Origin of the sequence: Ktedonobacter racemifer DSM 44963, from assembly GCF_000178855.1 — a bacterium.
GTDB lineage: Bacteria > Chloroflexota > Ktedonobacteria > Ktedonobacterales > Ktedonobacteraceae > Ktedonobacter > Ktedonobacter racemifer.
In genome coordinates this window covers 2,281,341-2,307,708 of the sequence record NZ_ADVG01000003.1, presented here as the reverse complement: position 1 = coordinate 2,307,708, position 26,368 = coordinate 2,281,341, and the positions used below count along the sequence as shown (strand labels likewise).

Below are 26,368 nucleotides of genomic sequence, written 5' to 3'. Positions count from 1 at the left end.
GACGGCTCTCTCCCTGGAAATACGCCATTGACCCAAGATACATTTTTGGGTACAAAAAGAGTGGAAGTTACTATTCATCCCTTTTGGATGAATAGTCCTGGCAATGTCCAGGGGAGCCTTTCACCTCGCTACTGAGGGGAAGGAAGTGGTGCAGCCTGCGCCAGGGCTCAGCGGTTCTCTCTTCTCTCGTCCATAAGAGAGAGTCGCCTGATCCTGGTGGCGCCACGAGCGCGAAGCAATGTCGAGTCTCTCCGTTGCTTCGCGTTTGCAGGCAACCCGCATGCAGACATCGAGCCTCTCTGCCAGCATGCTTTCCGCGTCTCTCGCCCAACGGTTTCCCTCGTCTCCACAGCGACTATTTTGTGCAGAAAGGAGGTCTTTCCCACACACAAGAGGATCAATGTGACTCTTGTCCTCTTTCCCCCGAGGAAAGAGGTGTGGCCCCTTTTTGTGCATTTTTCCCCACCCGGAAAGGAGTCACCACTATGAGTCAAGGATCACTCTGTCCCTGCGGGACCCACTGCCGCGTTACCAAGGCCCTTCGCGACCTCATCGACACCCAGAATCAACTCTGCCTTCTGGCACGCGAAGAGTCGGTCATTGTAAGCATTCTGGAGAATCTTCACAATGTGGTGAGCGCTTCACAACACCGCTTTACCGCGTGGTTGAGTGCTGTTGCCACCTGCGAGACCGCTCAGGCCAATCTCGCGATTGCCCAGAGTTTCTCCCGCGCGCGTACCACCACCCCTCGCTGGGCCGTGGAAGCCGAGCAGCGCCTGTTTCACCAATGGGTGAAGCAGCAGCAACACCACTGGGACCAACGGCTCACGCAACTTCAGCGGGGCATGGTCAATTATCGTGCCTATCTCCAGAAGTGCACGCAGCAGTTCGTACTGACTCAGGAATGCCTGGCGTTGTGTCTTTCACTTCTCGATGAGCTTCTGCGCCATCAGGAGGAATGGATTGAGCACCATCACCTGGCATCCATTTCCGCACATGAGCTGTTCCTGCAATTTGAGCAGCGCTGGACCTATGAGCGAGATCGTCTCGACTATGAGATTGCTCAGGTTCCCCAGGCTTATCAAGCAGGCCGCACACAGGCACAACAGCGCTGGGGGTTGTACGTCGTCACTGGTATTGGTCGTCCTGTGAGCCTTACCCAGACGAACATGAACTACCAGTCGATGGTGCGTACCCGACAGTTGGAATTGTACGCAGAGCAATGCAAGCTGTTTCTTACCACCAAAGTCGAACAGTTTCGCCTCTACGTCCAACAAGTGGAGGGGGAGTACAAGGCGACGGTGCTTGCCGCCCAACAAGAGCGCTGGCAGATGTTGCACGCACAATTGTCTATTGAGGTAGCTGATCCCGACCAACTTCCATCGCTTCAATCGCTGGTGCTTTCGTATTTTCTCTAATTTCCTCTATCAAACGCAGTCCCAATGCCTTCTCCTGCGCGGAGAAAGATGGGCTGCGTTTTTTTGTTGTTCTTCACTCATCAAAAAAGGAGTCTCACCTCATGACACAGTATGCTGGCACTTCCTGGTCCTTTCCTGGTATCCCCCACACCGGGTATTCTCCCGAGTACGCAGCGGATACCAGGCACCTCAATCACGTGCTCCAGGAACAAGGCCCCCTCGTGCTGCCTCGGATCAGTCCGTTTCCCGTTCACCGGGTCTGGTGGACGATGTTCGGTCCCCTGGCAAGTCTCCAGGTTCCCCCCGGACACCCTGCCGCCAGGCAAAAGCTGCTCTCCCCTCGCGAATGGCAGAGTCTGCTCCTGGTCACCGGCGTCGTATCACACGCGTCGAGCCATACATTCCACGCTGCCCTATAGGGCTTTATTGGACAAGACCAGGCATCAGCCTTGTGTCTGTTTCATCACGTGAAGAAGAGAGAACAATGAACACACCACACAAAAAACGCCCAGCGTATTGGCTGTACGCTGGGCGTTCCATCCTCTCTTCTCACACAGAAAAGAAAGGCTATTACACATGTTTAGAATATCATCCCTGGACGATGTTTTCAATGCTGTTCCGCCCCACTATGACGATGGTCGTGTGCAGCAACAGGTGCTTCTCTCCAGGGAGTTCTCCCAGCTCTTCCCCGAGACCATCTATGGCGGGCGGCAAGTCCTCTGGTGGTGTCCCCGCTGCGCTACTCCCTGGTGGCAAGCTGATCACCGCCTCTTTGTGCTTCGGCTTTCTTCTCAGCAGGCGGCCTACATTGGACACCAGTTACACGCGCCAATGCGCCAGGATGGCACCTTTCATGAGTTACCCATGCGCATCTGCCCGGACTGCCTGGGAGCGGTGTGTGTCATTGATACCTATCCCGGTCGATTAGGGACACAGATCCTCTGGCATGCCCTACCCGATGCGGCCAGCACCTCTTCGGAGCCTCTGACCACCGACCCAGGTATCGTCACTACGACCGACAGGCGCTCTTCTGCGCGAGACACGTTCCCTCCAGCCTTTCTCTTTGCTATGGCAGAGCAAACACCACATGAGGGCATATGGTCGCTCGCACAGATGGGGAACGCCATGCTCACCATGCAAACTGACCTGCCCGGGGAACTCGATGCGGTCGCCTGGCAACTGCGCTGGGTAGAACGGACCCTTCCTCCTCCAAGGGCCGATGAATGTGAGCCGCTCGGCGCTTCTCACCTGGCGCGTCTTGCCTACCTGGTCGAGCCTATGCCAGGTATGGGCTGGCAGGGGTTTCTCTGGCAACCACCCGAGACGCTGAGCAGCGCGCTTTTTACGCGCCATCCCCTGATCTTGCTCCACGCGGCACTCCTGCCACAGCAAGAGCCAACCACCATCTTTCATCTCTATACCCTCTGGCAACGCCTCTTGCCCAGGGTCTTTGAGGCGGCCCAATGGGAAGAGCCTCACGCATGACCGAGACCTCTTCTTGCCAGGGCTCTTCGCCCACCCCTACTGCCCGTTCGCCTCCCCCTTCTCCATCAGCCTTTCCCACTCTCGTTCTTCCTATTCGTCCTTCACTCCCACAAGGAGCGCGCTCATATGCGTCACACAGCATTGGACGCATATTGCTCCCGGTGGGAGCGTGTTTTTTTGGAAAGGAATCCGTATGACGGATTTGCTTCTTCCTGCCTGGTATCGTGCGGTTCAGGTCCCTGGTCGAAGCGCGCAACAAGCGCTCTTCGCCACGCTTGAGAAGATTGTCGAGAGCATCCACCTGACATTAACCGTCAACACCTATATGGCGGGTGGCAACTACTACCTCATCGTCTTTTGCTTAGGCACCATCGCCCCTCCCGAGCAGGAACAAAAGCGCCTCGAAGCCCCGCTCGCGCCTTATAGACCCTTTCTTACCCTTGAAGAGCCACATCTCGACGCACTTGTCCGCGCACGTCTGAGCAAAGAGCATGAAATTGCCAGAGACACACAGTTTGGCAGAACCCACGTTTCCCATCAGTATCGCCCTGTCGCCTTTCATGATACGCCCGACGTCACCCTCTCTCAGGAGGAGAGAGACCGGCGCAATCAGGCCTGGATCGCCACCATTGAGACCATCCTCGCGGAGGGAAAACCTTTCGTAGAGGTCTTCAAAATGATGTTCGCCGGGGAGCGGATCACGTCAGGCGTTCCCCCGCTACAGGCCGATCCCTTTTATGTCAGCATCTTCTGCCAGATGCTGGACCACGCACACCTCTGGCTCTGGACAGCCTCTGCCAGGCAGATGTACCAGGACCTTCTCCAGACCCTTGAGGAGTTCTGGGTGCGTAAGGGGTGGACCACACCTGATGATCAGTTGGCCCACTATAACACACTGGTTACCGACCTCTTCAAGACGGATCAACGGTACTGGATCGAGTTTGATGAGCCGCAACCCGATCCCCTTGGTCGCGTGCGAGCCGTGTTTCTCTACCCGCGCTACCCGGCACGAGAGCTCAACAGGCTCATTGACCCGAGCACGCATCTGGACGCCTGGCTTCAGGCGCACCAGATCCTTGGGCAGGAAGCTGCGCGCTGGAACATTGATATCATCGGCGAGAATGCGTCGGTGCTCTTGCGCCTGTCCTACGACACGCAGTACGCGTGTTGGGTCCTGCCACACGACCAGCACATGAGCCAGGTGTTTCCCTGGACACGCTGGCTTGCCATCGCGACCGGGATGCTCCACAAACGCTATGCACGCGCCCCTCAGGCGCCGTCATTTCCTGAACACGTTGTCTCCTACCAGACCAAAGCAACCGTCCCTCGTAAACGTGGAAAAGGGAAGCCCAAAGAGAAGTGGGTCACGCATTCGCGCACGTACACCACCGTTACCTACGACCTCTCAGAGACGGCTTCTCGCCCTACGATGAGCGAAGCTCCAGAACACGCAAACACCGCCAAACGCAAGAACTGGCTGGCCCAGGCTCAACCCGAAGATCTGCTCTATGAGCAGCGGATCATCGACACCTTTACCCGTAGCTACCCGACGCGGAAAGACGGCACCCGGCGGGAGGGAGAGGTCACCGTCAGACACCCTGACCCCAAGTGGGTTCCACTGCTTCGCCCCGCGTTGCGCAAACGGCAGGTGATCAAAAAAGCGGTCGCCAGCACCTATGAGGAGAACATGGTACCTCCAGAGCAGGAAACGCTACCTACGGACCCGTCAATGCTATTAGGCCCCTTCACAAAGGAAAGGAACGATCCATCATGCTAGTTCTACGGCGCAAGGAAGGGGAGAAAATTCTCCTCGCTGGCACTATTCTCGTTGAAGTGCTTGAGGTACATGAGGGGAAGGTAAAACTCGGGATCACGGCCCCTCCCGAGGTCGATATCGTACGCGAGGAAATCGTGCGACGACAACCACCCTCGCAAAAGCCTCTTACCACCAAACCTCAGTAGGGAGCGTATGCTCTTTTTCCAGGAGAAAGGCCGCTTTTTGAGAAAGCGAGGAAAACATGTAACCACAACCTCTACTCACCCGTATTACAGTAGAACAAGTATTCTCATTCATGAGAGCCGCAGTGCATAAGAAGGCAGAGCAGGGTGGATGTTGAGTCGCTCCATCCTTCCTGCTCTGCTGGCACTGCACGTGCAACAGATAGAGCCTGGCTCTCTGTCTGCACCTCACGAGAAGACAACACGTATCCTGTGTAGACTGGTGCATGGTTCCCATCTTCTATGGGAGGCAAGCGCCAGTACAAAACAGGACACAAAAGAGATCACGGAGCACCTCTTCACCGTCTTCTCCCTGCTCTGCAGAGGATTGCCTCTGTAGGCAGACGGCTTCGCAATTACTGAACGCAACGACAGACCATGTAGGCCAACCACATCATTTTACACAAAGAAGAATGTGCCCGCGATGGGAAAACGACCAGGGCTCCTCTATGAAGCGCAACAGAGATTGGACAGCTTGATGGCGCTGGGGCAGAGCCGCGCGCACGCCAAAGCCCGTGCCCGTCTCCTGGGAACTTATCACTGGCCATTTTCCGATGGGAAGATTCACGCCTATACTACACGGACAACGTATCAGAACATCGTGATGCGCTTTTTGTGCTGGTGCCGCGCAACCTATGGGACGAAACGTCTGCACGAGATCGATCAGCGTGCGGATGCGCTCGTCTCTGCCTACTTGCAACTGCATGTACAGGAGGGCTACAGCCCCTGGACGCTCTCCACCACGCGTAGCGCCTTGCGCCTCTTCTTTGGTTCCCCGACTCTTGCCAGCGAGGTGGAATTACCGGCACGTCACCGAGAAGCCATTCGTCGCTCCCGTACCCCTTTTTTGCACCAGAAACAGCCTCGCTACATGGCCGCTGAAGCCTGGCAGGATCTCCTTGCCTTTCTTGGTGCAACTGGATTACGGCGGCATGAAGCGCGAGCGCTACGGGTTGGCCAGATCGAGAGGCTGCCAGATGGACAGGTAGTGCTCGCCCACATTCATGGCAAAGGGGGCAAAATACGCCAGGTTCCTGTCCTTCCAGGGCAAGAAACCACTGTGCTCCGCTTGGTAGAGGGTCGACGAAGCGAGGAGAAGGTCTTTCCTCGCCTCCCGAAGCACCTCGATATCCATGCCTATCGTCGGCAGTATGCTCAGGCACTCTATCAATCCCTTTCTGGTCGTCCTCTGCCCCCGCCACAGGGACGACTACCCCTTGGCATCCTTGATGAGGAAGCCGTCCTGGTCGTGTCACGCGCGCTCGGACATAACCGTCGAGACGTGGTCCTGACCTCCTACCTACGCTAAGCAGACACCATCACCCAGGAACAGTGCTGTTCCTGTTCATATAGATTCCATCGCGTTTTCTTCGTACTTACTGGCTCATCTGCCTGCACGGACAGGCGGGTGAGCCAGTTTTTCATGTCTTTTTTTAACAGACAAGAAGGAGTATTGTTGTCTGTCGAATATCACTTCGCTTTCCTGACGAATAAATTTTTCGCTCGCTTGTCAGAGAGGAGCCAGTGGAGCCAGATAAAGCCGCATAGCAGCGAAATGGCCCTGACACAAAACTTTTCCAGGCAAAATCGTGCCATTTTTCTCAACCGGAGGCAGACCCGGTAACGGAGAAATGCATCGGCTTCTGACGCAATTCTTTTCGCAAGGCTCTCTGAGAGAGCTTCTGGAGCGGCGTCATTTCTGCCACAAAACTTTTCGTGATTCTGGCAAAAAAGGTCTTTTGCGTGGGCCTCGCCTGCGAAAAATGGTTGCACTGCTGTTTGGAATAGAATTGCGTCAGATTGCACCGGAAATGCGCCTTTCCTGCTTCTCGACTATCGAGATACACGAACGGTTATGGGTCAAACGGCGAAAAGAATTACGACAAACAACAAGTATCCCTATGAGTCGAGAAGATACACGCTACCGCTTTCTGCTTAAGGAAATAGAGGCCTTCACCGGCATCTACAAAACGACGGCCCAGACCTGGTTTGCTGACTTTACCAGTGACCCATCCCATGTGACAGACCAGGAGCACGGCTACCGACACGCCTTTCCCGAGCACGTCCTCGCCTGTATCGAGGGCTTTGACACGCCCAAACGGCTCTTTCAACCCTTTGGTCCTCTCCCTCAACCTACGCGCATCTTTCTGCCCTATCACGATAAGGTCCTGACGCCGTTCAATGATGGGATGGAACAGCGCCTTGCCGAATGGTGGCAGTAGGAGTGGCGACGCCAGCATCTCGACTTTGTCCACATTCCACCAGCGTCACCGACACGTCCCAGGTCACTCACCCCCGCTGGATTTCGTACCTGGCGATATACCGATCAGTTCCTGATCAGGATAGAAGGCGGGATGAGAACACGCCAATGCCAGGTGAGCACATATTATACAAGCTACGTTATCTGGCGCTTTCCACTTCCTCCCACACCCTTACACCTGCTCCCTCAACTCTTGCTTCCACGACTCCATCGGCTAGCCGCCCTTACTAACTGGCGAGAGGTCGAACACCTTCCCCCGCCAGTCAGTCGCGCACTCACCAGACGCACGGCACAACTCATCGCCTTCTATACCGCGCGCCCCCTTCAGGGGGTCCCGCTTCCATTGCCTGCACGCCCCATCGCATCCAATTCGGGCAAATCCTCGCAATCACACAAGTAGAGGACGACTGCCCATGAAGAACTGTAGCTCCAGCCTTCCCCAATGCCGCGGTCCCCCCCTCTGTGACGCTTCACACCCCATTAGATATTACAGCATCTTCTCTCTACGAAAGGAGTACATCTTCTCATGTCTGAGACACCTGCGCCTCAGCACGCGCATTTCCCCGTTGACACTGGGCACGCACCGCACACGAACTCATCCTACAGATACCTGTCGCTTGGCGGTCGTATTCTTGATCGCGAACACATCGTCACACTCATCGATCACCGCTCACGCCAGCTTGCACCAGGGATCGAGGTCGTGTTCACCCATGAGCGCCTGCCCTCATTTCTGGTCCAGGGCAACGACGAGCAGGAAACGCTGCTCACCTGGTATCTCCAGGCCCTTCCCCAGCCGCCCCGGCCGTTTCTGCGGCTCGGCGCCCATCTGCTCGCGCGAGCATACATCTGCGAAGTGGTAGAGAGTAGCATCGAGGGAGATACTACCCTCCTTCTACGCTACCTCTCGCTGCCAGATCCGCTGATGGGCGACGCAGAATCCTCGATCCAAACCCTGGAACTCCATGGGCAAAGCACCAATGCGGTACGCCAGTGGCTCTCGACCCAAACAGAGGTTATCGTACCGCAACACCCTGTCGCCTGCGCACCTTCCATCGCACAGGACGCAGCCCAGAACACCCCCACGTGCCCGCACTGCGAAAGCTGGTTGACCCCGCTTTGGAACACCACAACGCGCACGCTTACCCTGGTCTGCCTGCTCTGCCACTACACGGACGGCCCCTTTCTTCGAATGAAGCAGAGGAGCATCACATCAGACAACAACAATTGAAAGGAAAGAGACAACCTATGAGCACCCATCTCTCCCTCCTCATGCAACCCGTCGCCGAGACGACAGCCTCAGACTCAGGTGAGGACAAGGGCAGGCGAGCAACAGGATTGGAAGAGGATGCAGGCCTCGTGCTGCTGCTTCAGGCCCTCGCGAGCCCAGTCCGGTTTCGCCTGCTCCGTTTGCTGACACGAGAAGAGGGCACACTCTGCGTCCGTGAACTGGTCGAACGAATCCCACGCAGCCAGCCCGTCGTCTCGCACCATTTACGCATCTTACTGTTCGCCGGTTTCCTGGGCGTGAAGCGCCTGGGGAATCACGCATATTACTACATTTTGCCCGACAAACTGAAGGAGGTCCGCGAGGGACTGGCCTCCGTTGAACACCTGCTTCAGCAGAGGCGCGAGGATCAGCTCTAAAAAAGAATCCGCTTCAAGGGCCGAGATCTACCATATCCTCCCTGAAGAGGGACAAAGGGAGGAGAGGACAGGAGTACGCCAATGCGCTCTCCTCAGAGCGTATCCTTCACGACCTCTCAGCGTACAACACATTTTCCAGCGTAACGACAGCCTCCCGGCGCGCCGGGAGGCTGTCGTCCATTTTGAAAGGAGACGAATCACATCATGCCCACATCATCACGACATGCTCTGGCACAGGAGATTGCATACACCTTGCACCAGGTGCTCACCCTGTATCCATCACATCCGCTCGCAGCGGTCTTCACCTGCGTAAGTGAGGACGGAGCGATTGAGCGCACATGCCTCTCTGAGTCCATCGCCACCTGGTCATCACAATTAAGACACCATCAGTCTCATTCGCACGCGCTCTTCTTTCAGAAAAGAGAGCACACGCAACGCCTGCTTCTGCAACGCGGGGTCGCCTCTGCCCTGCTTGGAACGCCTGAGCAGGCACGGCAAGACCTTCACGCGCTTCTACAACACGCACAGGGCGGGGGTAAAACACACAGGCGACTGGAAGGGCTGGCCTACCTGGTGCTCGCGGTCCTCGCCACACAACAGGAACGCTACCCCGATGCCCTCCCGCTCTGGAAGCAGGCACAGGCCTGGCTTCAGCCACATGAATACGACCACGTAGCATTGACCTGGCACTATGCGAAGGTCCTCATTGAGCTCAAGCACGTGCGCAAGGCCCACAGCGTTCTCACACAGATCCTCACACCTGCCACTCCTGATTCACACCTACCACAGCAGGAGGAACGCGCCAACGCCTACGCCGAACTCTATGCACAGCGCAGTGGGGTCCGTTCCCTCCTGGGCTACCACCAGGAGGCTATTGATAACCTCAACAGAGCCTTAGAGCTCACTCCCACGTGCGCTCGTTTCTTCTCCATTCGCGGTCTCCTTCATGCCAGACAGCAGCACTGGCAGGCGGCGTATCAGGATCTGTGGCGCGCGCTCCACGACATGCCAGGTGACCAGGAACTGGCCGCTTGCTTCTTAGTCGTGCTGCAATGCCTGGGAGCACAACTTGTGACACCTGCCACACACACGAAAGGAAACGTCACTGCTCTGTCTAGCTAAAACTGTCACAGGGGTTGGACAAACGGCTCTTATATGACAAGAGATGTCATATTTGCCTCGTATACTCCAGATATCACACTTTGATCGCTTATGAAGAAAAGGAGCTTGCATACCTTGAAATATGGTTTTATTCTTATGGGCACTCCCAGAGACGTCGTTGAGTTGGCTCAGGAGGCAGAAGCAGCTGGCTGGGATGGCGTCTTCCTCTCCGATGACTGGATGACCGCCTGGATTCTGCTAACGGCGATTGCTTGCCGGACCCAACGTATCCGCCTGGGAACGATGCTGACACCGTTGCCAGAACAACTTCCCTGGTATGTAGCGACACAAACGGCCACGCTCGATCAACTCTGTGAAGGCCGAGTGGTCCTCACCGCTGGGCTGGGCGTTCTGGAATCACACAAGGAGAGTTCGCTGAACAAGAAGGTACGTGCCGAGCGGCTCGATGAGGCTCTCTCGATCCTTGAAAGCCGGTGGCGCGGCGAGCCTTTGCATGCAGTCTCTGGGGGACACTACGCTCCTCTGCAGGAGATGCACAGTAGTGTCGAGGTGTACCCACACACGCCACAGCAGCAACCGCGTATTCCCATCTGGATTATTGCTGGACCAAAGCAGAGTCAACTACGGCGCGCTGCATGCTGGGATGGGGCAGTCATAGGTGGCACGCCCGAAGAAATACGCGTGCGCAAAGCTGAGATTGAGGCTCTGCGCCTCAGCTCCATCCCTCTCGATATCATTACAGAAGGCGAGACACCTCACGACGACCCGGAGCGCGCCGCTGCCATCGTCCGTCCTTATGCTGAGGCTGGTGCGACGTGGTGGCTAGAAAGCATGTGGGAGTGGGAGGGTGTCACCCGCAATTACGATATGCGGATGCGTATCCGCTCAGGTCCACCTCGCATATCGTAGGAGGACCCCAGTTCATACCTTGAATCCACGTATGAGAAACTTCTAAGTACAATCTAGCAAGTTTTTTGGGATTGTCTGTGTCTGCCGAGCAGGTTTTATCCCACGTTTGTTGCTTGAATGTACTTAGAGATTTCCAGAAAGGGAACACATCAGCGTGTATTACTTTGAAGATTTCCAGGCAGGGGCATCCTTTGAGCTTGGAAGCAAAAGAGTGACCGAGGAAGAGATGATCGCCTTTGCCAGGTTGTATGATCCACAGCCGTTTCATATCTCTCCAGAAGAGGCGAAAGCATCCCCTTTTGGTGGACTTATTGCTAGTGGCTGGCAGACCGTCGTCATTTTGAATCGTTTGTTTGTTGAGAGCATCTTCAATCACACCATTGGCCTTGGCTCGCCGGGTGTTGATGAGGTGCGTTGGCTCAAACCCGTTCGCCCAGGAGATACACTCAAGGCACGGTGTACGGTCATAGAGAGTACGCCTTCCAGAAGTCGGCCAGAAATGGGGATCGTCCGTTTCAAATGTGAGATGCTCAATCAGGCAGATGAGGTGGTCCTGACACTCATCGGGATAGACTTCCTGGGCCGGAGATCTCAAGAATGAAACGAAAGAGAAATGATGAGACGATCGAGGAGGAACAGTATGAGAACCCATCATTATAGGTATCCTGTAAAGTTGACGTCAGAGCAGCGAGACTTTTTGGAAACAATGATGCACACGGGCAGAATACCAGTCAAGCACTACCTCGTAGCGCGTGTTCTGTTGATGAGTGATCAAAGTCAAAGCGAATCCCTTTGTACCGATGGACAGATTGCCAAGATGCTCTCCATCAGTCGCCGCACCGTCATCCGCATCAAACAACGGTTTGTGGAGGGGAACCTGGAGGTGGCTCTCACAGGAAGCTTTCCGCGAGAACGGCCCGAACGGCGTTGTCTGGATGGCAAGGGCGAGGCGCAGTTGATCGCATTAGCATGTAGCAAGGCTCCTGATGGACACCAGCGCTGGACGGTGAGACTGCTGGCTGATCAGATGGTGCAACTGGAGTATGTCGAGCATATTAGCCCGGAAACCGTGAGAACGACGCTAAAAAAAACGAACTCAAGCCGTGGCTGGTAGTTAACCAGAAGGTTCGGAAAGTTTAAACAGGAAAGTTCGGAAAGTTACGCTAAGGTTCGGAAATTGCTCTCGATACACTCTTCATTCATATAAGATGATGATCCCTTCCTATGGCTCCCTACCTCATTTGTAGATATAATTTGGCAAGACTTTACCTATTCGGATTGTTGAATGTTCAAGATGAAGAAAGCTTCAGGTTGTTGTAGGGAGTGAGCACTTTTATGGATACATCACCCCTCTCTGAGAGGGTCGCAAGTAATTCATTTCTAGAAAAGCGCCCGTTTTTGGCCTTCCCAGGTCGCGTAGAACTGTCGCAAGTAATTCATTCCTCAAACCCTCACTCCAGTTATACACGATGTCTTCCTCTCCTTGACACAAGAAAGACTCCTTTTGCAGAGTATCAGTAACCACACATCCTCTCTCAAAAGGAGTTTCGTGCTATGATACCCTCCACAGCCATTTTTGACCAGTCTCAGATGACCCATTTGCTCAGTATCGACCCACTCGTGCAAGCCTATCGTGCCTTGTTCTCACTGCTCGATTGGTCCCTCGTTGAGCAGTGGCAATCCCAACGTTCCCATCGTGGTCGTCCTGCCCATCCCATGAGTACCTATCTCAAAGCCTTCCTGGTGCGCATCTGTGAAGGCTTGCCAACCACCAGTGCCCTGCGGAGTTTTCTGCTCAAGCATCCTTTGCTGGTCATCGAACTTGGCTTTGGCCTGGTTCTTGACCCCCAAGCCCCCTACGGCTTCGATGAGCAAGAGAGCATTCCGTGCGACTACTGGCTCCGTCAGCAACTGCGATCCTTTGATCGCTGCCTCTTGCAAGACCTCTTGTTTGCGACGGTGCGCTCTTTACAAGAAGAGATTCCCGGGCTCGGTGAGGTCGTCGCCTTCGATGTGAAGCACATTTATGCCTGGGTGAAAGAAAACAACCCTCGCGCTTACGTGGCCGAGCGCTACGACAAAACCAGGGTCCTTGCAGGCGACCCTGACTGCAAGTTGGGTGTCAAACGCAGCAGTAACCAGGAACAAGCCGATGGGTCAACCAAAGAAAAGAAAGAATATGTTTGGGGCTACGGCTCGGGTGTCGCGGCGGCCACTACTGCTGCGTACGGTGACGTCGTCCTGGCTGAATACACGCAGCCTTTCAATGAAGGCGATGTGATGTACTTTCACCCCCTCTACCAGCAGGCTGCAGTCGCCCTGCAAGCTTTCCCAACCCATGTGACCGCCGATGCGGCCTTCGATGCCTGGTATGTCTACGAAGCTGCCGCTCGTCATGGAGGCATTGGAGCTATTCCCAAGAATGGACATGGTCATCCTGAGATGCAACGTGATACTGACGGCGTTCCCAGGTGTGCCAAAGGGCTGCGCATGACGCCTCGCTTTGCATTTCAGCATACCAATGGCTATCGTGCCCAGCGGTTTGGCTGCCCTCTGCTCTTCCCCACCCCAACGAGTGAGGCCTGTGAACGACTCTCATCCAATCATGGACAGGGCTGCCACAAAGACCCCAACTGGGAGGCTGGAGGTCTCATGCGCGTTCTGCTGGATCGGAGCAGCCCGCTCTACAAGGCTGTTTACACACAACGCACCAGTTGCGAACGCATCAACAGCCAGGCCAAAGATCTGGGCATTGAACGGCCCCGACTCCGCAACCGGCGTTCGATTGCCAATCTCAATACCTTGATCTATGTAGTTATCAATGTACGAGCATTGCAACGAGCCCAATCAATCAATCGGGGACTCCTACAAAGATGTTCGTTACCGCTTTCAGATTCACCCACTTCGTATGCTTGCTTACCATCGGTTCCAATGCACAACTTTGTCAAGTGAGTGACGAGAGGCAGGGCGAAATCTCGTTCCTCGTGTATAGGCAATCGGGATAAGAGCCGTTTGCATCACGTGATCATAGGGAATATCAAGCACCATTGCGGCCTCCCGCTCATAGTAGAGATGGAGCGTTGTCCAACAGGTTCCTAAACCATGCAGTCGTGCTGCCAGCATAAAACTCCAGGCGGCTGGCAAGATAGATCCCCAGGCATTGGCTTGTTCGACAACCGATTCGCCCTCCACACGATCCTCAATACAGGGGATCAGCATTACCGGGACCTCATGGATATGTTGGAGTAAATACTGTGATGATGTTTGCAACTTCTCGATGGCCTCACGAGTAGGTTGGGCTGACCTTCTCATGGCAACGACCTGGCCTGTACGTGCACGTTCACAGTATGTAGCAAACCCCCTCCTATAGAGATCGCCGAGCGCTTTGCGCTGCTGAGAATCAGTAATCACCAGAAAATGCCAATGCTGATTATTCGAACCAGTTGGGGCTTGCAAGGCAATTTCCAAACATTCCTGAAGAACTTCTGTCTCCACGGGACGATGAAAATCAAGCCGTTTACGGACTGCCCGTGTAGTTTGGAGCAGTTCTTGAGGAGAGAGATCGAGCAGCATTTTTTGCTTCCTTCTGAAGGTTTTCTCTATTTCCTGTTCTTGTGCACTTCACATATGTAAGTATAGGCCCCAAAGAAGGCCTTTTCAAGCTATTTCTCAGCGTGGACAGACAAGAACCTTCTTTCCCTTTGCTTCTCGTCGAGCTCTCTCTGAATACGCTCATGTATTCGGTTATCAATATGCGTGTGCTCCAAAATGCAAATCCATCAATGCAGACTGCTTTTCACTCCGAGAGGATTTCGACAAATGAATTACTTGCACCCCTCCAATCGGTGTATGCCCACACCCATCGCTACAGCGTCTAAGAGCGGTGTCGCCTCATGGAGTGAACTCAGATGCCGACACTCCACCTTTCGTGAGGCGAGATGATGGACAGCGAGTCTCTTGAAGGGGATGAGTGGAACACCTACGTTGCGCTCGTACGTACTCAAGTGACGGAATGCAGGATGACCTAAAAGGGGAGACCCTCATGGTTACGGAGCTTGGATAGTACTCGTCGGAGTCACGCCCGATCAGGGAAGCCAGGAGAGCTGGCCACAGGGGGAAGCCAAGCAGGTGCTTGGAGTCTTCCTCTCAGGGAGGTGCGCGAGATGCGCTTCTGCCATAACTGAAGGAAGACTCACTGGAAACAGAGAAGCACTGGAGAGCGCCGTGCCTGGAAACTCGCATGCGGCGTTCGGAGGAGGGCCGGGGGAAAAGGGCTGTTTATGCAGTACCTCGCCCGCGGCCTATCCGACTGTCCTGGCAGCAAAGTAAGCGCGGGCAAGCGCCTGGGCGGACGGACAACGCAAGGAAATACGCATCTGCAAGCGCTCTTAGGGGAAGTGGCTTGGGCAGCCTCTCACACCAAAGACACCTATCTCGCCGCTTTCTATCAGCGCATTGCCCGTCGCCGAGGAAAGAAAAAGGCCGTTGTCGCGCTGGAACGGAAATTGTTGGTCATTATCTACCATATGTTGCTCACGAAAAGCCCTATAACGAGCTGGGACGTGAGTACTTTGATCAGATCCAGAAATCTCACCTCGAACGGCACCATATCCATCGTCTTGAACAGCTTGGCTACGTGCGCCGTTTCACGCGGGAGAATATCGCTTGCTGCGCAAGCTAGAACACGAGGAGAAGTTCTAGGGTCAATGGCTAACCTAACGTCGAAAGATCGAGGGAACAGTAGCATGCCATGAGGTCCATCAAAGGACGAACGTGTTGTAGACCGAGGATGGAAAGACCCGCACGAATGGATGAAAACTGGATTGTTTGAATGCAAGTCCTCAAGTGGGCACAGCTGACCTGGTCGGAAGAACACGTGATGACGACTATCCAACTCTACGGAGCACCGTGTAGTCGTGCTCCGTACTCCTCGGAGGAAGAACGCTCTGTAATAAGCAGAGAAAAGAGGACGAAATGCACATCCCCATCGTGCTAGAACGTATTCTCTCGACGGAAGGCGGGATGACCTGTGGGCGGAGACGCCTATGGTCACGGAACTCCAATAGTAGTCGCAGGAGTAACGACCTGCCAGGAAGGTTGGGAAAGCCAACCGTAGGGCGAAGTGGAGTAAGGGGAAGAGTGGGGGAGGCAGAGGGTCTCGAATGAGACAGGTTCAAAGCCACCAAAGCCTATGACATCACTCGGAACTGGAAAGCTGGATGCCTGGGAACAGGCACGTCCGGTTTGGCGGAGGGGCCGACAGAAAAGGGCGATTGCACCTCGCTGGCGGCCTACTCTACACCGTCACCTTAACGCCAAAGGAGGTGGCTTAGCTCTTAGGATGCTCTTCCACAATCCAACAGTTCCTTCACAAGGAGCATTAGCGCCCTGCTTCTGCTTCCTCTGGTTCCCTATGCGTTTCTGGCCCTCTAAAGGGGGGAGGATTTTCGGAGGAACATGAGCAGTTGCCCCCAATGGTGAGCAGCCCAACCATTGATCGAATTGAAAGCCTCTCTAGAAGCGAAACGCCACGTACTGTTTTTGTAAATTCAGTGCTCACTATTTGGGATCCTAATATAAAAACCCCTCTAAATTCCGTTAAGGATACGCCGGTTGTTCCAGCTTACAAAAAACCTCTCCTGTGAGTGTCAGATACTCATCTCACCTCTCAGGAAATGATACTTTGATTATGATACGTTTTTTGATACTCTTCCAATCACGATGCTCCTGCTCGCGGAGGCGATGCGCTTCCCCACTAGAAAAGCTGAACAGTGCGTGCCATTAAACGGTCGATTCTGCAACTCATCAATCAGCTTCACTTACCTGTTTTATTTCAATATGGTATAAGGCAGAAGTCTGGTAGCCTAGTAAACACCTCCTTTTCCCCTTGCTGATGATCCCTTGGAACCAACGAAATTCTTGTACTGCCTCCCTATGCGCCCGGGGTGAGCGTCATGTTTTTGCAATTGGGCTAGACAAAAGCCCCCTCTTCTGCGAAGATGTGTTCATTCTCAAGAGGGGAAGGGAAAAACATGAGCGAAGAGACTGATCAAGGCTGGCAACAACTCAGCGCACAGATTCTCACTGATATCAAAGCCTGGCGGCGAGACCATCCCAAGGTGACCTTACGTGAGATTGAACAGGAAGTGCATCAGCGCCTGAGTCGACTGGAAGCCCAAGTGATTCAAGATGCAGCTCAAGCAAGTGCGCAACGTGACTGGAGTGGTACCTCAGCCCAAGAGCGCCCCACCTGTCCCGTGTGTGGCACCCCACTGCAAGCCCGTGGGAAACGACCCCGCCGTCTGCAAGGAGCAGGAGGACAAGAGATCACGCTCAGCAGAACGTACGGAACTTGCCCCACGTGTGGGACAGGGCTTTTTCCCCCTCGATGAGGAGTTAGCTCTCCCAAGAGGGAGGAACTTGACATCGTTGCAACACGAGCATCTGGTCCATCTTTCGAGCTGGATGCCTTTTGCGCGAGCTGCTGAGATGATGCAACGTCTGCTCGGGGTTCAGGTCAGTGAAGCGAGCGCGCGTCGACAGAGTGAGCAGGCAGGTGCCTTGGCCCTGGCGGTGCAAACGGTTCTGGCCTCGGAACCTTTCGCCTCGTCACCATCTGTGAGCAAGCCTACCAAGCGCCTGGCCATCAGCGCCGATGGGGCCTATGTGCCTTTGCTCAAAGGGCAGTGGGCAGAGGTTCGAACGGTGGCTTTTGGAGAAGTCGAACCCTCCACCAGTCCGGCTGGAGCACAAGAGGTCACGGTCAGTCATCTCTCCTATTTTTCTCGCATGTGTGATGCTCAGACCTTTGCGACCTTGGCTGATGTGGAGATGCGAGAGCGAGGGGTCCGGCAGGCTCAAGAAATCGGAGCAGTCACTGATGGTGCCGAGTGGTTGCAGGGCTTCCTCGATCTCCACTGTCCCCAAGCGTTGCGCATCTTGGATTTTCCTCATGCAGCAGAGCATCTCCATCTGCTCATCCAAGCGCTCCAACAAGCCGGCCTCGTTCTGCCTGACGACCTGCTGGAGCGTGCCTGCCATCGACTCAAACATCGAGGTCCCCGTTTGCTCATCTGGCTGCTTGCTCGTTTACCAGCTCAGATCGCCCAACAGGAAGGGGTGCGTGAACAGGTCGGCTATTTTCTCAAACGCGAAGCCTTGATGCAGTATCCCCAGTTTCAAGCCGCAGGCTGGCCGATTGGGTCAGGGATGGTGGAAAGCGCCAATAAAGTGGTGGTGCAAGCCCGCCTCCAAGGAGCAGGTATGCATTGGGAGCCCAGTCATGTCAATCCCATGCTCACCTTACGCAACGCCGTCTGTAATGAGCGATGGGATCTCTGCTGGCAAGAGATTGAGCGGGAGCAACTCCGTCAACGGGAGCAGCGTCGCAACGAGCGAGCGACACCTCGTCTTGAGCAGATGGTCTCTTCCTTGATGCTCTCGCTCCTTCGCTTTCGTTCCCCTACTCCCAAGCCACTTCCCCCTCCCCCTCGTCCAATGGCACCTGCTGCCACCTTACCTGGTTCCTCACGCCCTTCAACCCATCATCCATGGAAACGAGTGTTGGCTTGTCGTCCCAAATCCATTGCAAAAAGATGACGCTCACCCATGCGCCCGAGGCCCCTTGACAGCCTCCCTTTTCGTCTGCTATGCTGTGACCGACTAGTCAGTCATGGCCAATGAATAGCAGCTTCCCTCTGCTGTCTTTGGGCCGGGAGCAGCAGCGCGCAGGCTCCTGGTCTTTCGAAGGAGATACTCATGCTTACGATTGAAACACGTGTTGGACGCGTCGCGTATGAGGAGCAAGGGGCAGGTCTTCCGCTCGTGCTCCTGCCCGCGAATCCGGGCGACCATCATCATTTTGACAGCATCGTGCCCCAGCTTTCGCGTTCTTTCCGCACGATTGCCCTGGACTGGCCCGGCTACGGTGACTCGCCTGCGCCAGAGCCGCCTCAGTCGGCCTCGGCCATGTTCCTGGCCGACGTGCTGGAGGAGGTGGTAGATGGTCTGCACCTGGAGTCGGCCATTTTTTTAGGCAACTCGGTTGGTGGCTACGCGGCAGCACGGCTTGCCATCCGGCATCCCGAGCGCGTACGCGCGCTCATCCTGGTGGATTCGGGCGGGTTTAGTCCGCCAACGCTCTTTATACGGCTGGGTTGCTGGCTCAAAGGGCGCGAGTTCGTGACCCGCCTGATGGCGACGAGCTTTGCCAGGTTCTATCTCAAACGGCGCACGCCTCTGGTGAACCGGCTGATTGCCGAGATCGACGCGGGGCGGGCCATCCCCTCACGCGTCGCCGTCGATGCTGCCATCTGGCGTAGTTTTCCCCACCCCGACCATGATTTGCGCGCGGCGGCGGCTCAGATCCTCGCCCCCACCCTGCTGATCTACGGACGCTTTGACCCGGTGATCCAAGATGGGGACAACGCGCGCGCGAGTATTCCGCATGCCCAGTATGTGGTGCTGGAAACCGGCCACGAACCCTTTGCAGAGGATCCTGACGCCTTCCTCAAAGCGCTTGAAGCCTTTTTCCTTTCCATTCCCGACGATCGGAGGTCCCATGTCTCATCCCACTCGTCAGGCGCTCGTTGACGCAGGACTTGACCTGGCCACCAGCGGTGGCCTGAGGCGCCTCACGGTCGATGCCGTTGTCAACAAGGCGGGCGTTGCAAAAGGCACGTTTTATGTGCATTTTCCTGACCGCACCGCCTTCCTGGTGGCGCTGCACGTACAGTTTTATGAGCGGCTGCGCGACGCTCTTCTCCAGGTCATCGCCCCACTCTCCCCTGGCGCTGAGCGGCTACGCAAGAGCATGGAAACCTACCTGGATGGCTGCCTGCACGAGCGAGCCGTCAAAGCCCTCTTGTTAGAAGCACGCTCTGAGCCGCTCATCGCTGCAGAGGTGCAACGGCGCAGAGGAGAATTCGCCGCTATAGCACAGGCAGACTTTCAGGCTATGGGCTGGCCTGATGCCGAATTCAGCGCCCGTTTCTTTGCCGCTCTGGGTGCCGAGACGGCCCTGGTGGAACTGGAAACTGGACGCAACGAAGCTGCACGGCGCGCCCTCTGGCGTTTCGCGCGCATTGAAGAAGCCCCGCAAGAGTAACCTCACAGCTATGAAAGGATAGACAGGATGAAAATTGTTCGCTTTTACGAATGTGGTGAACCGGATGTGCTGCGGCTGGAGGAAACCGCGATCCCTCACCCCAAAGCCGGGCAGGTGTTACTCCAAGTTGAAGCGAGCGGCGTCAACTATACTGATGTTGACCACCGCCGCAGTTCCTCTGCCTCAAGAGAACCGCTCACTTTCCCCTCTACCCCAGGAGTAGAGGTCGTCGGTGTCATCGTCGAAGCGGGCGAAGGCGCAACGGCTCTTCCTGTGGGAACACGGGTGATCGGGTTGCTCTCGCACGGTGGTTATGCTGAATATGTGGCGGTGCCAGCAGCCTCGATCATTCCGGTACCCCCTGGTCTGGATGCCGCTCAAGCGGTGGCCCTTCCTCTCCAAGGATTGACCGCCTATCACATTCTCGCTACTTTTGGGCACATCCAGCCAGGGGAGCGCATTCTCATTCAGGCGGCGGCGGGCGGCGTTGGCACGCTGGCCGTTCAACTCGCCCGGCTCCTGGAAGCCGGGCAGATCATCGCTACTGCCAGCACCCCAGCGAAACTGGACCTCGCATTGTCGCTGGGCGCGGATGTAGGCATCAACTATACCCAGCCAGACTGGACCACGCAGGTCTTGCAGGCCACCGATGGCAAAGGGGTTGACCTCATGCTGGATATGATTGGCGGGGTGCAATTTTCTGAGAACTTCACGTGCCTCGCCCCACTGGGACGCATCGTCACGTTCGGCAAAGCCAGCGGGCAGCGCGCGGTCATCGACTCCGAAAAGCTGACGGCGCGTTGCTCCACCGTGACCGGCTTCTACGCGGGGTATGCCGGAACGCGCCCCGATCTCGTGGTGCCCGCGTTGAAAAAGCTGTTCCAGTATGTGCTAGCGGGGCAGTTGCACGTGCAGGTCCATCACCGCTTTCCATTGGAGGAAGCCGCAGCGGCGCATCGCTTGATGGAAACGCGCCAGAGCACTGGCAAAATCGTGCTGCTCCCTGGGTGACACAAAAACTAAAGGCGGCTGCGTGAAATGAGCCTTCCTCTCATCGACGCCTGTACGCGGGTTCCGGGACACGTCTGTTTCCTCCTCGCATCGGTGTTGAGGGGGGAAGGAAACCACACGCAGTTATTATTCAGGAAGGAAATTGGAGCGTATGAGGACCGTGTGGGCGATTGCTCATATCTACTGGCTAACGCTCTACGCCTTTCTCGCACGTAAATGAAGAGCGTTGGCTGCCCCTCGATGCATGGATACATCTCAAGAAACCCAAGGTTTTTGCTACTCAGCTTTTCCACCGTAACAGAAAAATGAAGGACCTCTTTCCTCCTTCCTCATTTACAAAAACGACTTGCAACCATTCGCTTGTGGAGCGGCTTGATCCGTTACCAATGGTTGTGCTGCTCAAGATTGAGGGCAACTGCTCATGTTCCTCCGAAAATAGGCTTCTAATGCTGAGATAACGTCTCAGGTGCAGCCCATTTTCATTCGCTTTCATGTTGCGCCGCGACATCACGCTTTGAGGGCAAAAGCTGCTCACATGGTAGGTCATTTACCAAATACTTTTCGCCGTTCTCAGGATAAAATTCTGCCGTATTGTGGCTGTTTAGAGGCAGAAACGGCGAACTTTCTCACATAATGTGATTTGACAATCGATTTGTCCTTGTCAGTGACGCATAAGCTGTCCAGTAGTTGGCTTGTCAAGCCAGTCGAGAACCGTGCCAAAAATCGGTATAGTTCAGCTTTTGACGCATATTCGTGACCGTGGCACCGTTTTTGACAGAGTTCGTGTCCATTAGTCCATTCATACAGAGATGAGCTATTTTGTTCGTCTCTGCATGGACTACGAGGACAGTAATTGGTTCAAACCGGACGGGATATGGTTCAAAGTGGCAAAAAGACGGTTTGTAGTCGAGTAAGAGCACGCGATTGAATGATTCCCTCTCGAATCAGCGGCTGTAGCTCTGCTGTCTCAAGTGGCTTATCAGGCCAATGAACTACTTTGCTATTTTGACCCATAAGCTGTCCAGCTAGTCATTGACCTATAAACGTTCCGATTAGGACAAAGAGATTGTCAAACCACACATAATTTTTCGCTGCTGGCCCTGACCGCGTTTTCGCGCTCCTAGAGTTGGCGCAAATGGCGTTTCCGACATGAGCGAGAAATTTTATATGAGAAAAATGACGCCGACTCTCTGGCCACTTCAGTGTGAATCCCAACATTATTCTGGCAAAAATCAGTTTCATTCTGGGATTTACACCAGATAGTGTCAATGACTATTCTGACCCTTTTTGGCGATTACTGTTCCTTGTATTATCCTCTTGGACCTGGCGGTGGACATGTTCCCGTTTCAATCCAAGACGTTAAATCTTTAAGATGAGCATCCCACCCTTTGCCCATATTGGTATAAGCCTCCCATCCTTCTCCCTCACCAATACCGCTATGGGTAAATGTTAACAGCGTACCATCTTTTTCTGCCCTTAATTCAAAGGTAAGGGTTGTCGGGGTAGGAGAAAATGCTCCTTCCCAAGTAAAACTGAACAACTGAGACGGCTTCACTTCTTTTACTTTTCCATGCTCTCCCATACCAGGCGCCCAATTTGTACGAATTGTTCCGCCAGGTTTCAATTCGATGTCAGCTTCTTGCACAAACCAGCGTTCTAATTCTTGCTTTTCGGTAAGCGCTTTAAAGACTCGTTCTGGTGTCTCTTTAATGAATTGTTCTTTTGTAATTGTTTTTGTATCCATTTGTGCTCTTTCCTTCTTTCTGGTATTTCCATTTGCGTGGCATTTAAACGCTTCCTTCTTGATGAAGCGTTTCAGCAATTTGTTTGATCTTTTGTAGCCGTTCATCCCAGAGCGTTGCAGCCTGTGACAGTTCCTGGGCTGCAGCACTGAGTCCTTCTGGCGAGAGGCTAAAACGTACCTCTTTGCCCGTTTTGCGCTCTTTGACGAGACCTGCCCTTTTCAGAACCGCTATGTGTTTACTCACCGCCTGGCGGCTAAACGGCACGTCATCCGCCAGCCTGCTTGCCGTTGCTTCACCTTTGAGCAGCAACACCTCGATGAGCTTGCGCCGGCTCGGTTCAGCAATGGCAAACCAGAGCTCTTCATTAAAAGGTGCAGGTGATGACATACCTACGCCTCTGTTGGGATGTTCTGGGCAACACGCTGCAACGTGGACAGAAAGTCAGCCCAGCCAGGGGTATGGTTGGCAATCAGCGTGGCCTTCTGTTCTGCGGTAATCGCGAGTTCCTCGAATCCGCTTTCTGTGAAGGAGAGCTTTGTCTGCGCACCATCCTCTGTCAGCCTGAACGCAACCAGGGTTTGCTGTTGGGTCGGTTTGGTTTCCTTATCGGGTGCGACCCAGAGAAAGGAGAACAGATGCGGCTTCTCTACCGCTACAATGTCCAGGGGGGCTTCAAAGTCCTCGCCCCAGATCAGTCTGCCTTTTCCTCCTGGTCGCACGTCTATTTCTACCTGACTGCCAAACCACTGGCTGATGTATTCAGGCTTGGTGATGACGTCCCATACGGTTGCTATTGGTGCCTGAATGCTGATTTCTTGCTCAATTGTATCGGTCATAGAAACACTCCTGACATTCTGTAACGTAACTCCCTCTTCCAGAGGAGAGTATGATGTGCAACCTTTGGTTGCACATCATACTCTTATTGTACTGAGAAAGAAGAACGTTGTCAAGAGGAGAGCAGGCTGTTTTCAAAAAGTGGACAACGTCGGCTACCGCTGGGTGTAAATCCCGGAATGAAACTGGTGGCTTTCACAACAATTCTTCTGGTGGGCAAGCTCTCTGGAAGAGCTTGCCCACCAGAAGAATTGTTGTATTTTTGCCAGAATAATGGCTCATGACCCAATTTGGTGAAAAGGGGAATTGATGCGTTATTTTGATCCACTGATCAAGCTCAAAATGTGAGACACATCCGCCAGATAATCTCATCATTCACCAAAATTGGACATGAGCCGAAACCCGCACACTTACCCCGAATCATGAGCAGAACAATCATCGACCGCTAACAATCCGCTTCTGGAGCGGATCGTCGTCCACCGTTTTTGTGTAAATTTGGGGAGAAATGAACGAAGCTGCCATAGACCGTAAAGTAGCTCATATCCCATTCACCTGGTTCTTTTCCGGCGAAAGCCAGGCTTCCTCATGGAGTTGTCCAATTTTTTCACCATCCGTCCACTTCATTACCACATTTACAGGTAGGCTGAAAGAAATGATGTACAGGTGAGGCAGATGAGGCACGAACCTTCGCTCTCGCCAGTTGAAGCTTGTTCACGCTTCTGCAATCAGAGCCTTTGTGCTCTCATGGGAGGCGCTCTCTGCCGCCAACACGAGCCGGGACGGCGCGTGTACCAAACCACTGCCCATCAACGGGCATCGGAGGGTGAAATGTTTCTCTTTGAAGAGGACAGAGGATCGGACTCGCCTTTTGTCGAAACGATCTGGCGTACTCAAAGTGAAAGTGCTGGCACGTTTCTCTCTCGTGCCGTAAGCCATTGGGAGATAGTGGTCATGCAACAACATGGCAGGACAGGTATCACTGTGCGGGGACCAGAGACGAAAGCGACGACTGCACACTGTCCTCCTAACGCTAAGTTTGTTGGCATCACATTTAAACTTGGCGCATGTATGCCACTTCTGCCTACGGGAGATCGTTTGGATGGAGAGGTGATCCTACCTCTCGCTACGAGTAAGTCCTTCTGGTTGAATGGCTCTGCGTGGCAATTTCCTGACTATGACAATGCTGACACGTTTGTCGAGAGGCTGGTGCGTGACGGTCTGCTCATTCGCGAGCCAATTGTCGATGCTGTCTTACAGAAAACGAGCCAGAAAGCCCCCGTGATTTATCCGGGGGATGAATGGCTCTTCCTTGTTTGGGGTGGATTGGGTGGAGTTGGACAGTAGGACGGATCATACCACAACAGGAATGCATCCACGGCACGTCGTACCAATTCTGCGACAGGGACACCCTCTTTCTCAGCTTGCTCATGCAATTTTTGGTGTTGCGTTTCATTCAGGTAAATGTTTGTACGTCTCACTCTTTCACCTCTTGCATACATCAGAACTCTGATGTATAATTATCGCATCACACAGAGGAAAGGTGCAAGGGCGCAATGCTCATCTACGAATACAAACTCGATGGAACCAAGGCACAATACGCTGCCATTGATGAAGCTATTCGCAGTGTGCAATTCATTCGCAATACGTGCCTCCGCTTGTGGATGGATGACCACGCCACCAGGAATGACTTGCAACTGTATTGCGCCGTCCTTGCCAAAGAACACCCCTTTGTCTTTTCGCTCAATTCTCAGGCTCGTCAAGCCAGTGCGGATCGGGCGTGGTCTGCCATTGTACGCTTCTATGACAACTGCAAAGCAAAAAAACCAGGGAAGAAGAGCTATCCCCGTTTTCAGCACGATAACCGTTCTGTGGAGTACAAGACAACCGGGTGGAAACTCGACCCTGATGGCAAGCATATCACCCTCACCGATGGGTGTGGTATCGGTCGCTTGCGTTTAATCGGGAGTCGTGATCTTGCGACCCGCCCCATACCCGCCATCACGCGTGTTCGTCTCATCCGGCGTGCAGACGGCTACTACTGCCAATTTGCTATTGTTGCCGAGCGGCATATTGAACATGTTCCCACTGGCAAACAGGTTGGAATCGACGTTGGTTTGAAGGCGTTTTTCACGGATTCTGAAGGGAACACTGTCGAGAATCCCCGCCACTATCGCAAGGCTGAAACGCGCCTCACACGCTTGCAACATCGCCTCTCACGCAAACAAAAGAAGAGTAAAAACCGCAAAAAAGCCCGTCAAGCCGTGGCGTATGCCCATCTCAAGGTTCAAAGGCAGCGCGAAGATTTTGCCAGAAAGCAGGCAAACGCGCTCGTCACATCTCACGATTTGATTGCCTTTGAAGAGTTGCAGATTCGCAACATGGTCAAAAACAGGCACCTTGCCAAGAGCATCCACGATGCTGGATGGGGGCAATTTCTGCTTTGGGTCAAGTATTATGCAGCAATACATACAATCCCTGTCATAGCAGTATTCCCCCACTACACCAGTCAAGAGTGTAGTGCGTGTGGAACGCTCGTGAAGAAGACATTGAGTGTGCGCACGCATGTGTGTACGGGGTGTGGTGTGGTCTTAGACAGGGATCATAACGCCGCATTAAACATTTTGCAAAAAGCTCTCAGTACCGTAGGGCATACGGGAACTGATGCGCCTGTGAGTGCATGAAACGCTTCTGGACAGGAAGGCCGCTACTGCCTCTCAGCAATGGGAGTCAGCAAGTCACCTGGATGAAGGAAGAATCCCCCTGGATTTATCCGGGGGAGTGTCAAAAGTGCATGGGAGTGGTAATCTCATTCAGACGTTACTCGCGCATGATTTGG

At 54.3% G+C, this 26,368-nt stretch carries 27 protein-coding genes and 1 pseudogene; 23 read left to right on the top strand and 5 right to left on the bottom strand.

Annotation, left to right across the window (positions count from 1 at the left end; all coding sequences use genetic code 11):
* Positions 1–485 precede the first annotated feature (485 nt).
* The 15 genes from KRAC_RS39125 to KRAC_RS39045 all read left to right on the top strand — a co-directional run bounded on the left by KRAC_RS39125 (position 486) and on the right by KRAC_RS39045 (position 13,788).
* Complete coding sequence (locus KRAC_RS39125) at positions 486–1,418, top strand: hypothetical protein (RefSeq protein ID WP_007916951.1); 933 nt, start codon at positions 486–488, stop codon at positions 1,416–1,418.
* Positions 1,419–1,519: 101 nt separating this feature from the next.
* On the top strand, positions 1,520–1,837 hold the full coding sequence (locus KRAC_RS39120) for a hypothetical protein (RefSeq protein ID WP_007916949.1): 318 nt from the start codon (positions 1,520–1,522) through the stop codon (positions 1,835–1,837).
* Between the two features lie 157 nt (positions 1,838–1,994).
* Positions 1,995–2,903, top strand: coding sequence for a hypothetical protein (locus KRAC_RS39115; RefSeq protein ID WP_007916946.1), 909 nt, complete (start codon positions 1,995–1,997; stop codon positions 2,901–2,903).
* A 193-nt stretch (positions 2,904–3,096) separates the two neighbouring features.
* The gene (locus tag KRAC_RS39110; RefSeq protein ID WP_007916944.1) at positions 3,097–4,680 is read left to right on the top strand and encodes a hypothetical protein; all 1,584 of its coding nucleotides are present in this window, start codon (positions 3,097–3,099) and stop codon (positions 4,678–4,680) included.
* Positions 4,674–4,865, top strand: coding sequence for a carbon storage regulator (locus KRAC_RS39105; protein WP_007916942.1), 192 nt, complete (start codon positions 4,674–4,676; stop codon positions 4,863–4,865). The genes KRAC_RS39110 and KRAC_RS39105 overlap by 7 nt, the downstream gene beginning before the upstream one ends.
* Before the next feature lie 460 nt (positions 4,866–5,325).
* Positions 5,326–6,210: a site-specific integrase gene (locus tag KRAC_RS39095; protein ID WP_007916934.1), complete on the top strand. Its 885-nt coding sequence runs from the start codon at positions 5,326–5,328 to the stop codon at positions 6,208–6,210.
* Positions 6,211–6,802: 592 nt separating this feature from the next.
* Positions 6,803–7,123, top strand: a complete 321-nt coding sequence (locus KRAC_RS76830) for a hypothetical protein (protein ID WP_040445701.1) — start codon at positions 6,803–6,805, stop codon at positions 7,121–7,123.
* Positions 7,124–7,255: 132 nt separating this feature from the next.
* Positions 7,256–7,561, top strand: coding sequence for a hypothetical protein (locus KRAC_RS76825; protein WP_007916927.1), 306 nt, complete (start codon positions 7,256–7,258; stop codon positions 7,559–7,561).
* A 126-nt stretch (positions 7,562–7,687) separates the two neighbouring features.
* The gene (locus KRAC_RS39075; RefSeq protein ID WP_007916925.1) at positions 7,688–8,389 is read left to right on the top strand and encodes a hypothetical protein; all 702 of its coding nucleotides are present in this window, start codon (positions 7,688–7,690) and stop codon (positions 8,387–8,389) included.
* Between the two features lie 17 nt (positions 8,390–8,406).
* The gene (locus KRAC_RS63365) at positions 8,407–8,805 is read left to right on the top strand and encodes an ArsR/SmtB family transcription factor (protein ID WP_007916924.1); all 399 of its coding nucleotides are present in this window, start codon (positions 8,407–8,409) and stop codon (positions 8,803–8,805) included.
* A gap of 204 nt (positions 8,806–9,009) precedes the next feature.
* A complete protein-coding gene (locus tag KRAC_RS39065) occupies positions 9,010–9,927 on the top strand; it encodes a tetratricopeptide repeat protein (RefSeq protein WP_007916923.1) in 918 nt (305 codons plus the stop codon).
* A gap of 114 nt (positions 9,928–10,041) precedes the next feature.
* The gene (locus tag KRAC_RS39060) at positions 10,042–10,836 is read left to right on the top strand and encodes an LLM class flavin-dependent oxidoreductase (RefSeq protein WP_007916922.1); all 795 of its coding nucleotides are present in this window, start codon (positions 10,042–10,044) and stop codon (positions 10,834–10,836) included.
* Between the two features lie 154 nt (positions 10,837–10,990).
* The gene (locus KRAC_RS39055) at positions 10,991–11,437 is read left to right on the top strand and encodes a MaoC family dehydratase (protein WP_007916920.1); all 447 of its coding nucleotides are present in this window, start codon (positions 10,991–10,993) and stop codon (positions 11,435–11,437) included.
* Positions 11,438–11,476: 39 nt separating this feature from the next.
* Positions 11,477–11,950 carry a helix-turn-helix domain-containing protein gene (locus tag KRAC_RS39050; RefSeq protein ID WP_007916919.1) on the top strand — a complete coding sequence of 158 codons (474 nt, stop codon included), beginning with the start codon at positions 11,477–11,479 and terminating at the stop codon, positions 11,948–11,950.
* Between the two features lie 440 nt (positions 11,951–12,390).
* On the top strand, positions 12,391–13,788 hold the full coding sequence (locus KRAC_RS39045) for a transposase (protein ID WP_007916918.1): 1,398 nt from the start codon (positions 12,391–12,393) through the stop codon (positions 13,786–13,788).
* Here the strand turns inward: KRAC_RS39045 and KRAC_RS39040 are convergent.
* Positions 13,753–14,409, bottom strand: coding sequence for a nitroreductase family protein (locus KRAC_RS39040; RefSeq protein WP_007916912.1), 657 nt, complete (start codon positions 14,407–14,409; stop codon positions 13,753–13,755). The genes KRAC_RS39045 and KRAC_RS39040 overlap by 36 nt on opposite strands.
* A 707-nt stretch (positions 14,410–15,116) precedes the next feature.
* On the opposite strand from KRAC_RS39040, the gene KRAC_RS39035 reads away from it, so the two are divergent.
* The 5 genes from KRAC_RS39035 (at position 15,117) to KRAC_RS39010 (ending at position 20,953) form a co-directional block, all read left to right on the top strand.
* Entirely contained in the window at positions 15,117–15,590 is a 474-nt protein-coding gene (locus tag KRAC_RS39035; RefSeq protein ID WP_040445700.1) for a transposase, read from the top strand.
* 1,435 nt (positions 15,591–17,025) lie between these two features.
* Positions 17,026–18,435 (top strand): ISKra4-like element ISKra2 family transposase, encoded by a 1,410-nt coding sequence (locus KRAC_RS39025; RefSeq protein WP_007916910.1) that lies wholly within the window; start codon positions 17,026–17,028, stop codon positions 18,433–18,435.
* 159 nt (positions 18,436–18,594) lie between these two features.
* Entirely contained in the window at positions 18,595–19,428 is an 834-nt protein-coding gene (locus KRAC_RS39020) for an alpha/beta fold hydrolase (protein WP_007916908.1), read from the top strand.
* Positions 19,397–19,942, top strand: a complete 546-nt coding sequence (locus KRAC_RS39015) for a TetR/AcrR family transcriptional regulator (protein WP_007916906.1) — start codon at positions 19,397–19,399, stop codon at positions 19,940–19,942. Before KRAC_RS39020 ends, KRAC_RS39015 begins: the two co-directional genes overlap by 32 nt.
* Before the next feature lie 27 nt (positions 19,943–19,969).
* Positions 19,970–20,953 (top strand): quinone oxidoreductase family protein, encoded by a 984-nt coding sequence (locus KRAC_RS39010; protein ID WP_007916904.1) that lies wholly within the window; start codon positions 19,970–19,972, stop codon positions 20,951–20,953.
* 1,309 nt (positions 20,954–22,262) lie between these two features.
* On the opposite strand, the gene KRAC_RS63360 is transcribed toward KRAC_RS39010, so the two are convergent.
* From KRAC_RS63360 to KRAC_RS38990, 3 genes are read right to left on the bottom strand one after another with little or no spacing between them, the layout of a single operon-like run.
* Complete coding sequence (locus KRAC_RS63360) at positions 22,263–22,697, bottom strand: SRPBCC family protein (protein ID WP_007916900.1); 435 nt, start codon at positions 22,695–22,697, stop codon at positions 22,263–22,265.
* A gap of 43 nt (positions 22,698–22,740) precedes the next feature.
* Complete coding sequence (locus KRAC_RS38995; RefSeq protein WP_007916898.1) at positions 22,741–23,085, bottom strand: ArsR/SmtB family transcription factor; 345 nt, start codon at positions 23,083–23,085, stop codon at positions 22,741–22,743.
* Positions 23,086–23,087: 2 nt separating this feature from the next.
* Complete coding sequence (locus KRAC_RS38990; protein WP_007916897.1) at positions 23,088–23,534, bottom strand: SRPBCC domain-containing protein; 447 nt, start codon at positions 23,532–23,534, stop codon at positions 23,088–23,090.
* Positions 23,535–24,204: 670 nt separating this feature from the next.
* Between KRAC_RS38990 and KRAC_RS72200 the strand changes: the two genes are divergently transcribed.
* Positions 24,205–24,876 (top strand): hypothetical protein, encoded by a 672-nt coding sequence (locus tag KRAC_RS72200; RefSeq protein ID WP_052568934.1) that lies wholly within the window; start codon positions 24,205–24,207, stop codon positions 24,874–24,876.
* Here the strand turns inward: KRAC_RS72200 and KRAC_RS67175 are convergent.
* Entirely contained in the window at positions 24,816–25,031 is a 216-nt protein-coding gene (locus tag KRAC_RS67175; protein ID WP_244422443.1) for a ribbon-helix-helix domain-containing protein, read from the bottom strand. The two genes, KRAC_RS72200 and KRAC_RS67175, sit on opposite strands and share 61 nt — an antisense overlap.
* A gap of 54 nt (positions 25,032–25,085) precedes the next feature.
* Between KRAC_RS67175 and KRAC_RS38980 the strand changes: the two genes are divergently transcribed.
* Positions 25,086–26,213, top strand: a complete 1,128-nt coding sequence (locus KRAC_RS38980; RefSeq protein ID WP_007916895.1) for an RNA-guided endonuclease InsQ/TnpB family protein — start codon at positions 25,086–25,088, stop codon at positions 26,211–26,213.
* Positions 26,206–26,368, top strand: a pseudogene (locus KRAC_RS80740) (hypothetical protein); the annotation flags it as partial. The gene KRAC_RS38980 and the pseudogene KRAC_RS80740, both read left to right, overlap by 8 nt.

What these genes read in the sequence shown, in the direction of transcription:
- KRAC_RS39050 (WP_007916919.1), top strand. Translation starts at nt 11,477, where the DNA reads ATGAGAACCCATCATTATAGGTATCCTGTAAAGTTGACGTCAGAGCAG.
- KRAC_RS39045 (WP_007916918.1), top strand. Translation starts at nt 12,391, where the DNA reads ATGATACCCTCCACAGCCATTTTTGACCAGTCTCAGATGACCCATTTG.
- KRAC_RS63360 (WP_007916900.1), bottom strand. Translation starts at nt 22,697, where the DNA reads ATGGATACAAAAACAATTACAAAAGAACAATTCATTAAAGAGACACCA.
- KRAC_RS39035 (WP_040445700.1), top strand. Translation starts at nt 15,117, where the DNA reads ATGCAGTACCTCGCCCGCGGCCTATCCGACTGTCCTGGCAGCAAAGTA.
- KRAC_RS39125 (WP_007916951.1), top strand. Translation starts at nt 486, where the DNA reads ATGAGTCAAGGATCACTCTGTCCCTGCGGGACCCACTGCCGCGTTACC.
- KRAC_RS67175 (WP_244422443.1), bottom strand. Translation starts at nt 25,031, where the DNA reads ATGTATGCAAGAGGTGAAAGAGTGAGACGTACAAACATTTACCTGAAT.
- KRAC_RS38980 (WP_007916895.1), top strand. Translation starts at nt 25,086, where the DNA reads ATGCTCATCTACGAATACAAACTCGATGGAACCAAGGCACAATACGCT.
- KRAC_RS72200 (WP_052568934.1), top strand. Translation starts at nt 24,205, where the DNA reads ATGAGGCACGAACCTTCGCTCTCGCCAGTTGAAGCTTGTTCACGCTTC.
- KRAC_RS39025 (WP_007916910.1), top strand. Translation starts at nt 17,026, where the DNA reads ATGCAGCTCAAGCAAGTGCGCAACGTGACTGGAGTGGTACCTCAGCCC.
- KRAC_RS39110 (WP_007916944.1), top strand. Translation starts at nt 3,097, where the DNA reads ATGACGGATTTGCTTCTTCCTGCCTGGTATCGTGCGGTTCAGGTCCCT.
- KRAC_RS63365 (WP_007916924.1), top strand. Translation starts at nt 8,407, where the DNA reads ATGAGCACCCATCTCTCCCTCCTCATGCAACCCGTCGCCGAGACGACA.
- KRAC_RS39105 (WP_007916942.1), top strand. Translation starts at nt 4,674, where the DNA reads ATGCTAGTTCTACGGCGCAAGGAAGGGGAGAAAATTCTCCTCGCTGGC.
- KRAC_RS39040 (WP_007916912.1), bottom strand. Translation starts at nt 14,409, where the DNA reads ATGCTGCTCGATCTCTCTCCTCAAGAACTGCTCCAAACTACACGGGCA.
- KRAC_RS76830 (WP_040445701.1), top strand. Translation starts at nt 6,803, where the DNA reads ATGAGTCGAGAAGATACACGCTACCGCTTTCTGCTTAAGGAAATAGAG.
- KRAC_RS39120 (WP_007916949.1), top strand. Translation starts at nt 1,520, where the DNA reads ATGACACAGTATGCTGGCACTTCCTGGTCCTTTCCTGGTATCCCCCAC.
- KRAC_RS38990 (WP_007916897.1), bottom strand. Translation starts at nt 23,534, where the DNA reads ATGACCGATACAATTGAGCAAGAAATCAGCATTCAGGCACCAATAGCA.
- KRAC_RS39065 (WP_007916923.1), top strand. Translation starts at nt 9,010, where the DNA reads ATGCCCACATCATCACGACATGCTCTGGCACAGGAGATTGCATACACC.
- KRAC_RS38995 (WP_007916898.1), bottom strand. Translation starts at nt 23,085, where the DNA reads ATGTCATCACCTGCACCTTTTAATGAAGAGCTCTGGTTTGCCATTGCT.
- KRAC_RS39075 (WP_007916925.1), top strand. Translation starts at nt 7,688, where the DNA reads ATGTCTGAGACACCTGCGCCTCAGCACGCGCATTTCCCCGTTGACACT.
- KRAC_RS39115 (WP_007916946.1), top strand. Translation starts at nt 1,995, where the DNA reads ATGTTTAGAATATCATCCCTGGACGATGTTTTCAATGCTGTTCCGCCC.
- KRAC_RS39010 (WP_007916904.1), top strand. Translation starts at nt 19,970, where the DNA reads ATGAAAATTGTTCGCTTTTACGAATGTGGTGAACCGGATGTGCTGCGG.
- KRAC_RS39020 (WP_007916908.1), top strand. Translation starts at nt 18,595, where the DNA reads ATGCTTACGATTGAAACACGTGTTGGACGCGTCGCGTATGAGGAGCAA.
- KRAC_RS76825 (WP_007916927.1), top strand. Translation starts at nt 7,256, where the DNA reads ATGAGAACACGCCAATGCCAGGTGAGCACATATTATACAAGCTACGTT.
- KRAC_RS39015 (WP_007916906.1), top strand. Translation starts at nt 19,397, where the DNA reads ATGTCTCATCCCACTCGTCAGGCGCTCGTTGACGCAGGACTTGACCTG.
- KRAC_RS39095 (WP_007916934.1), top strand. Translation starts at nt 5,326, where the DNA reads ATGGGAAAACGACCAGGGCTCCTCTATGAAGCGCAACAGAGATTGGAC.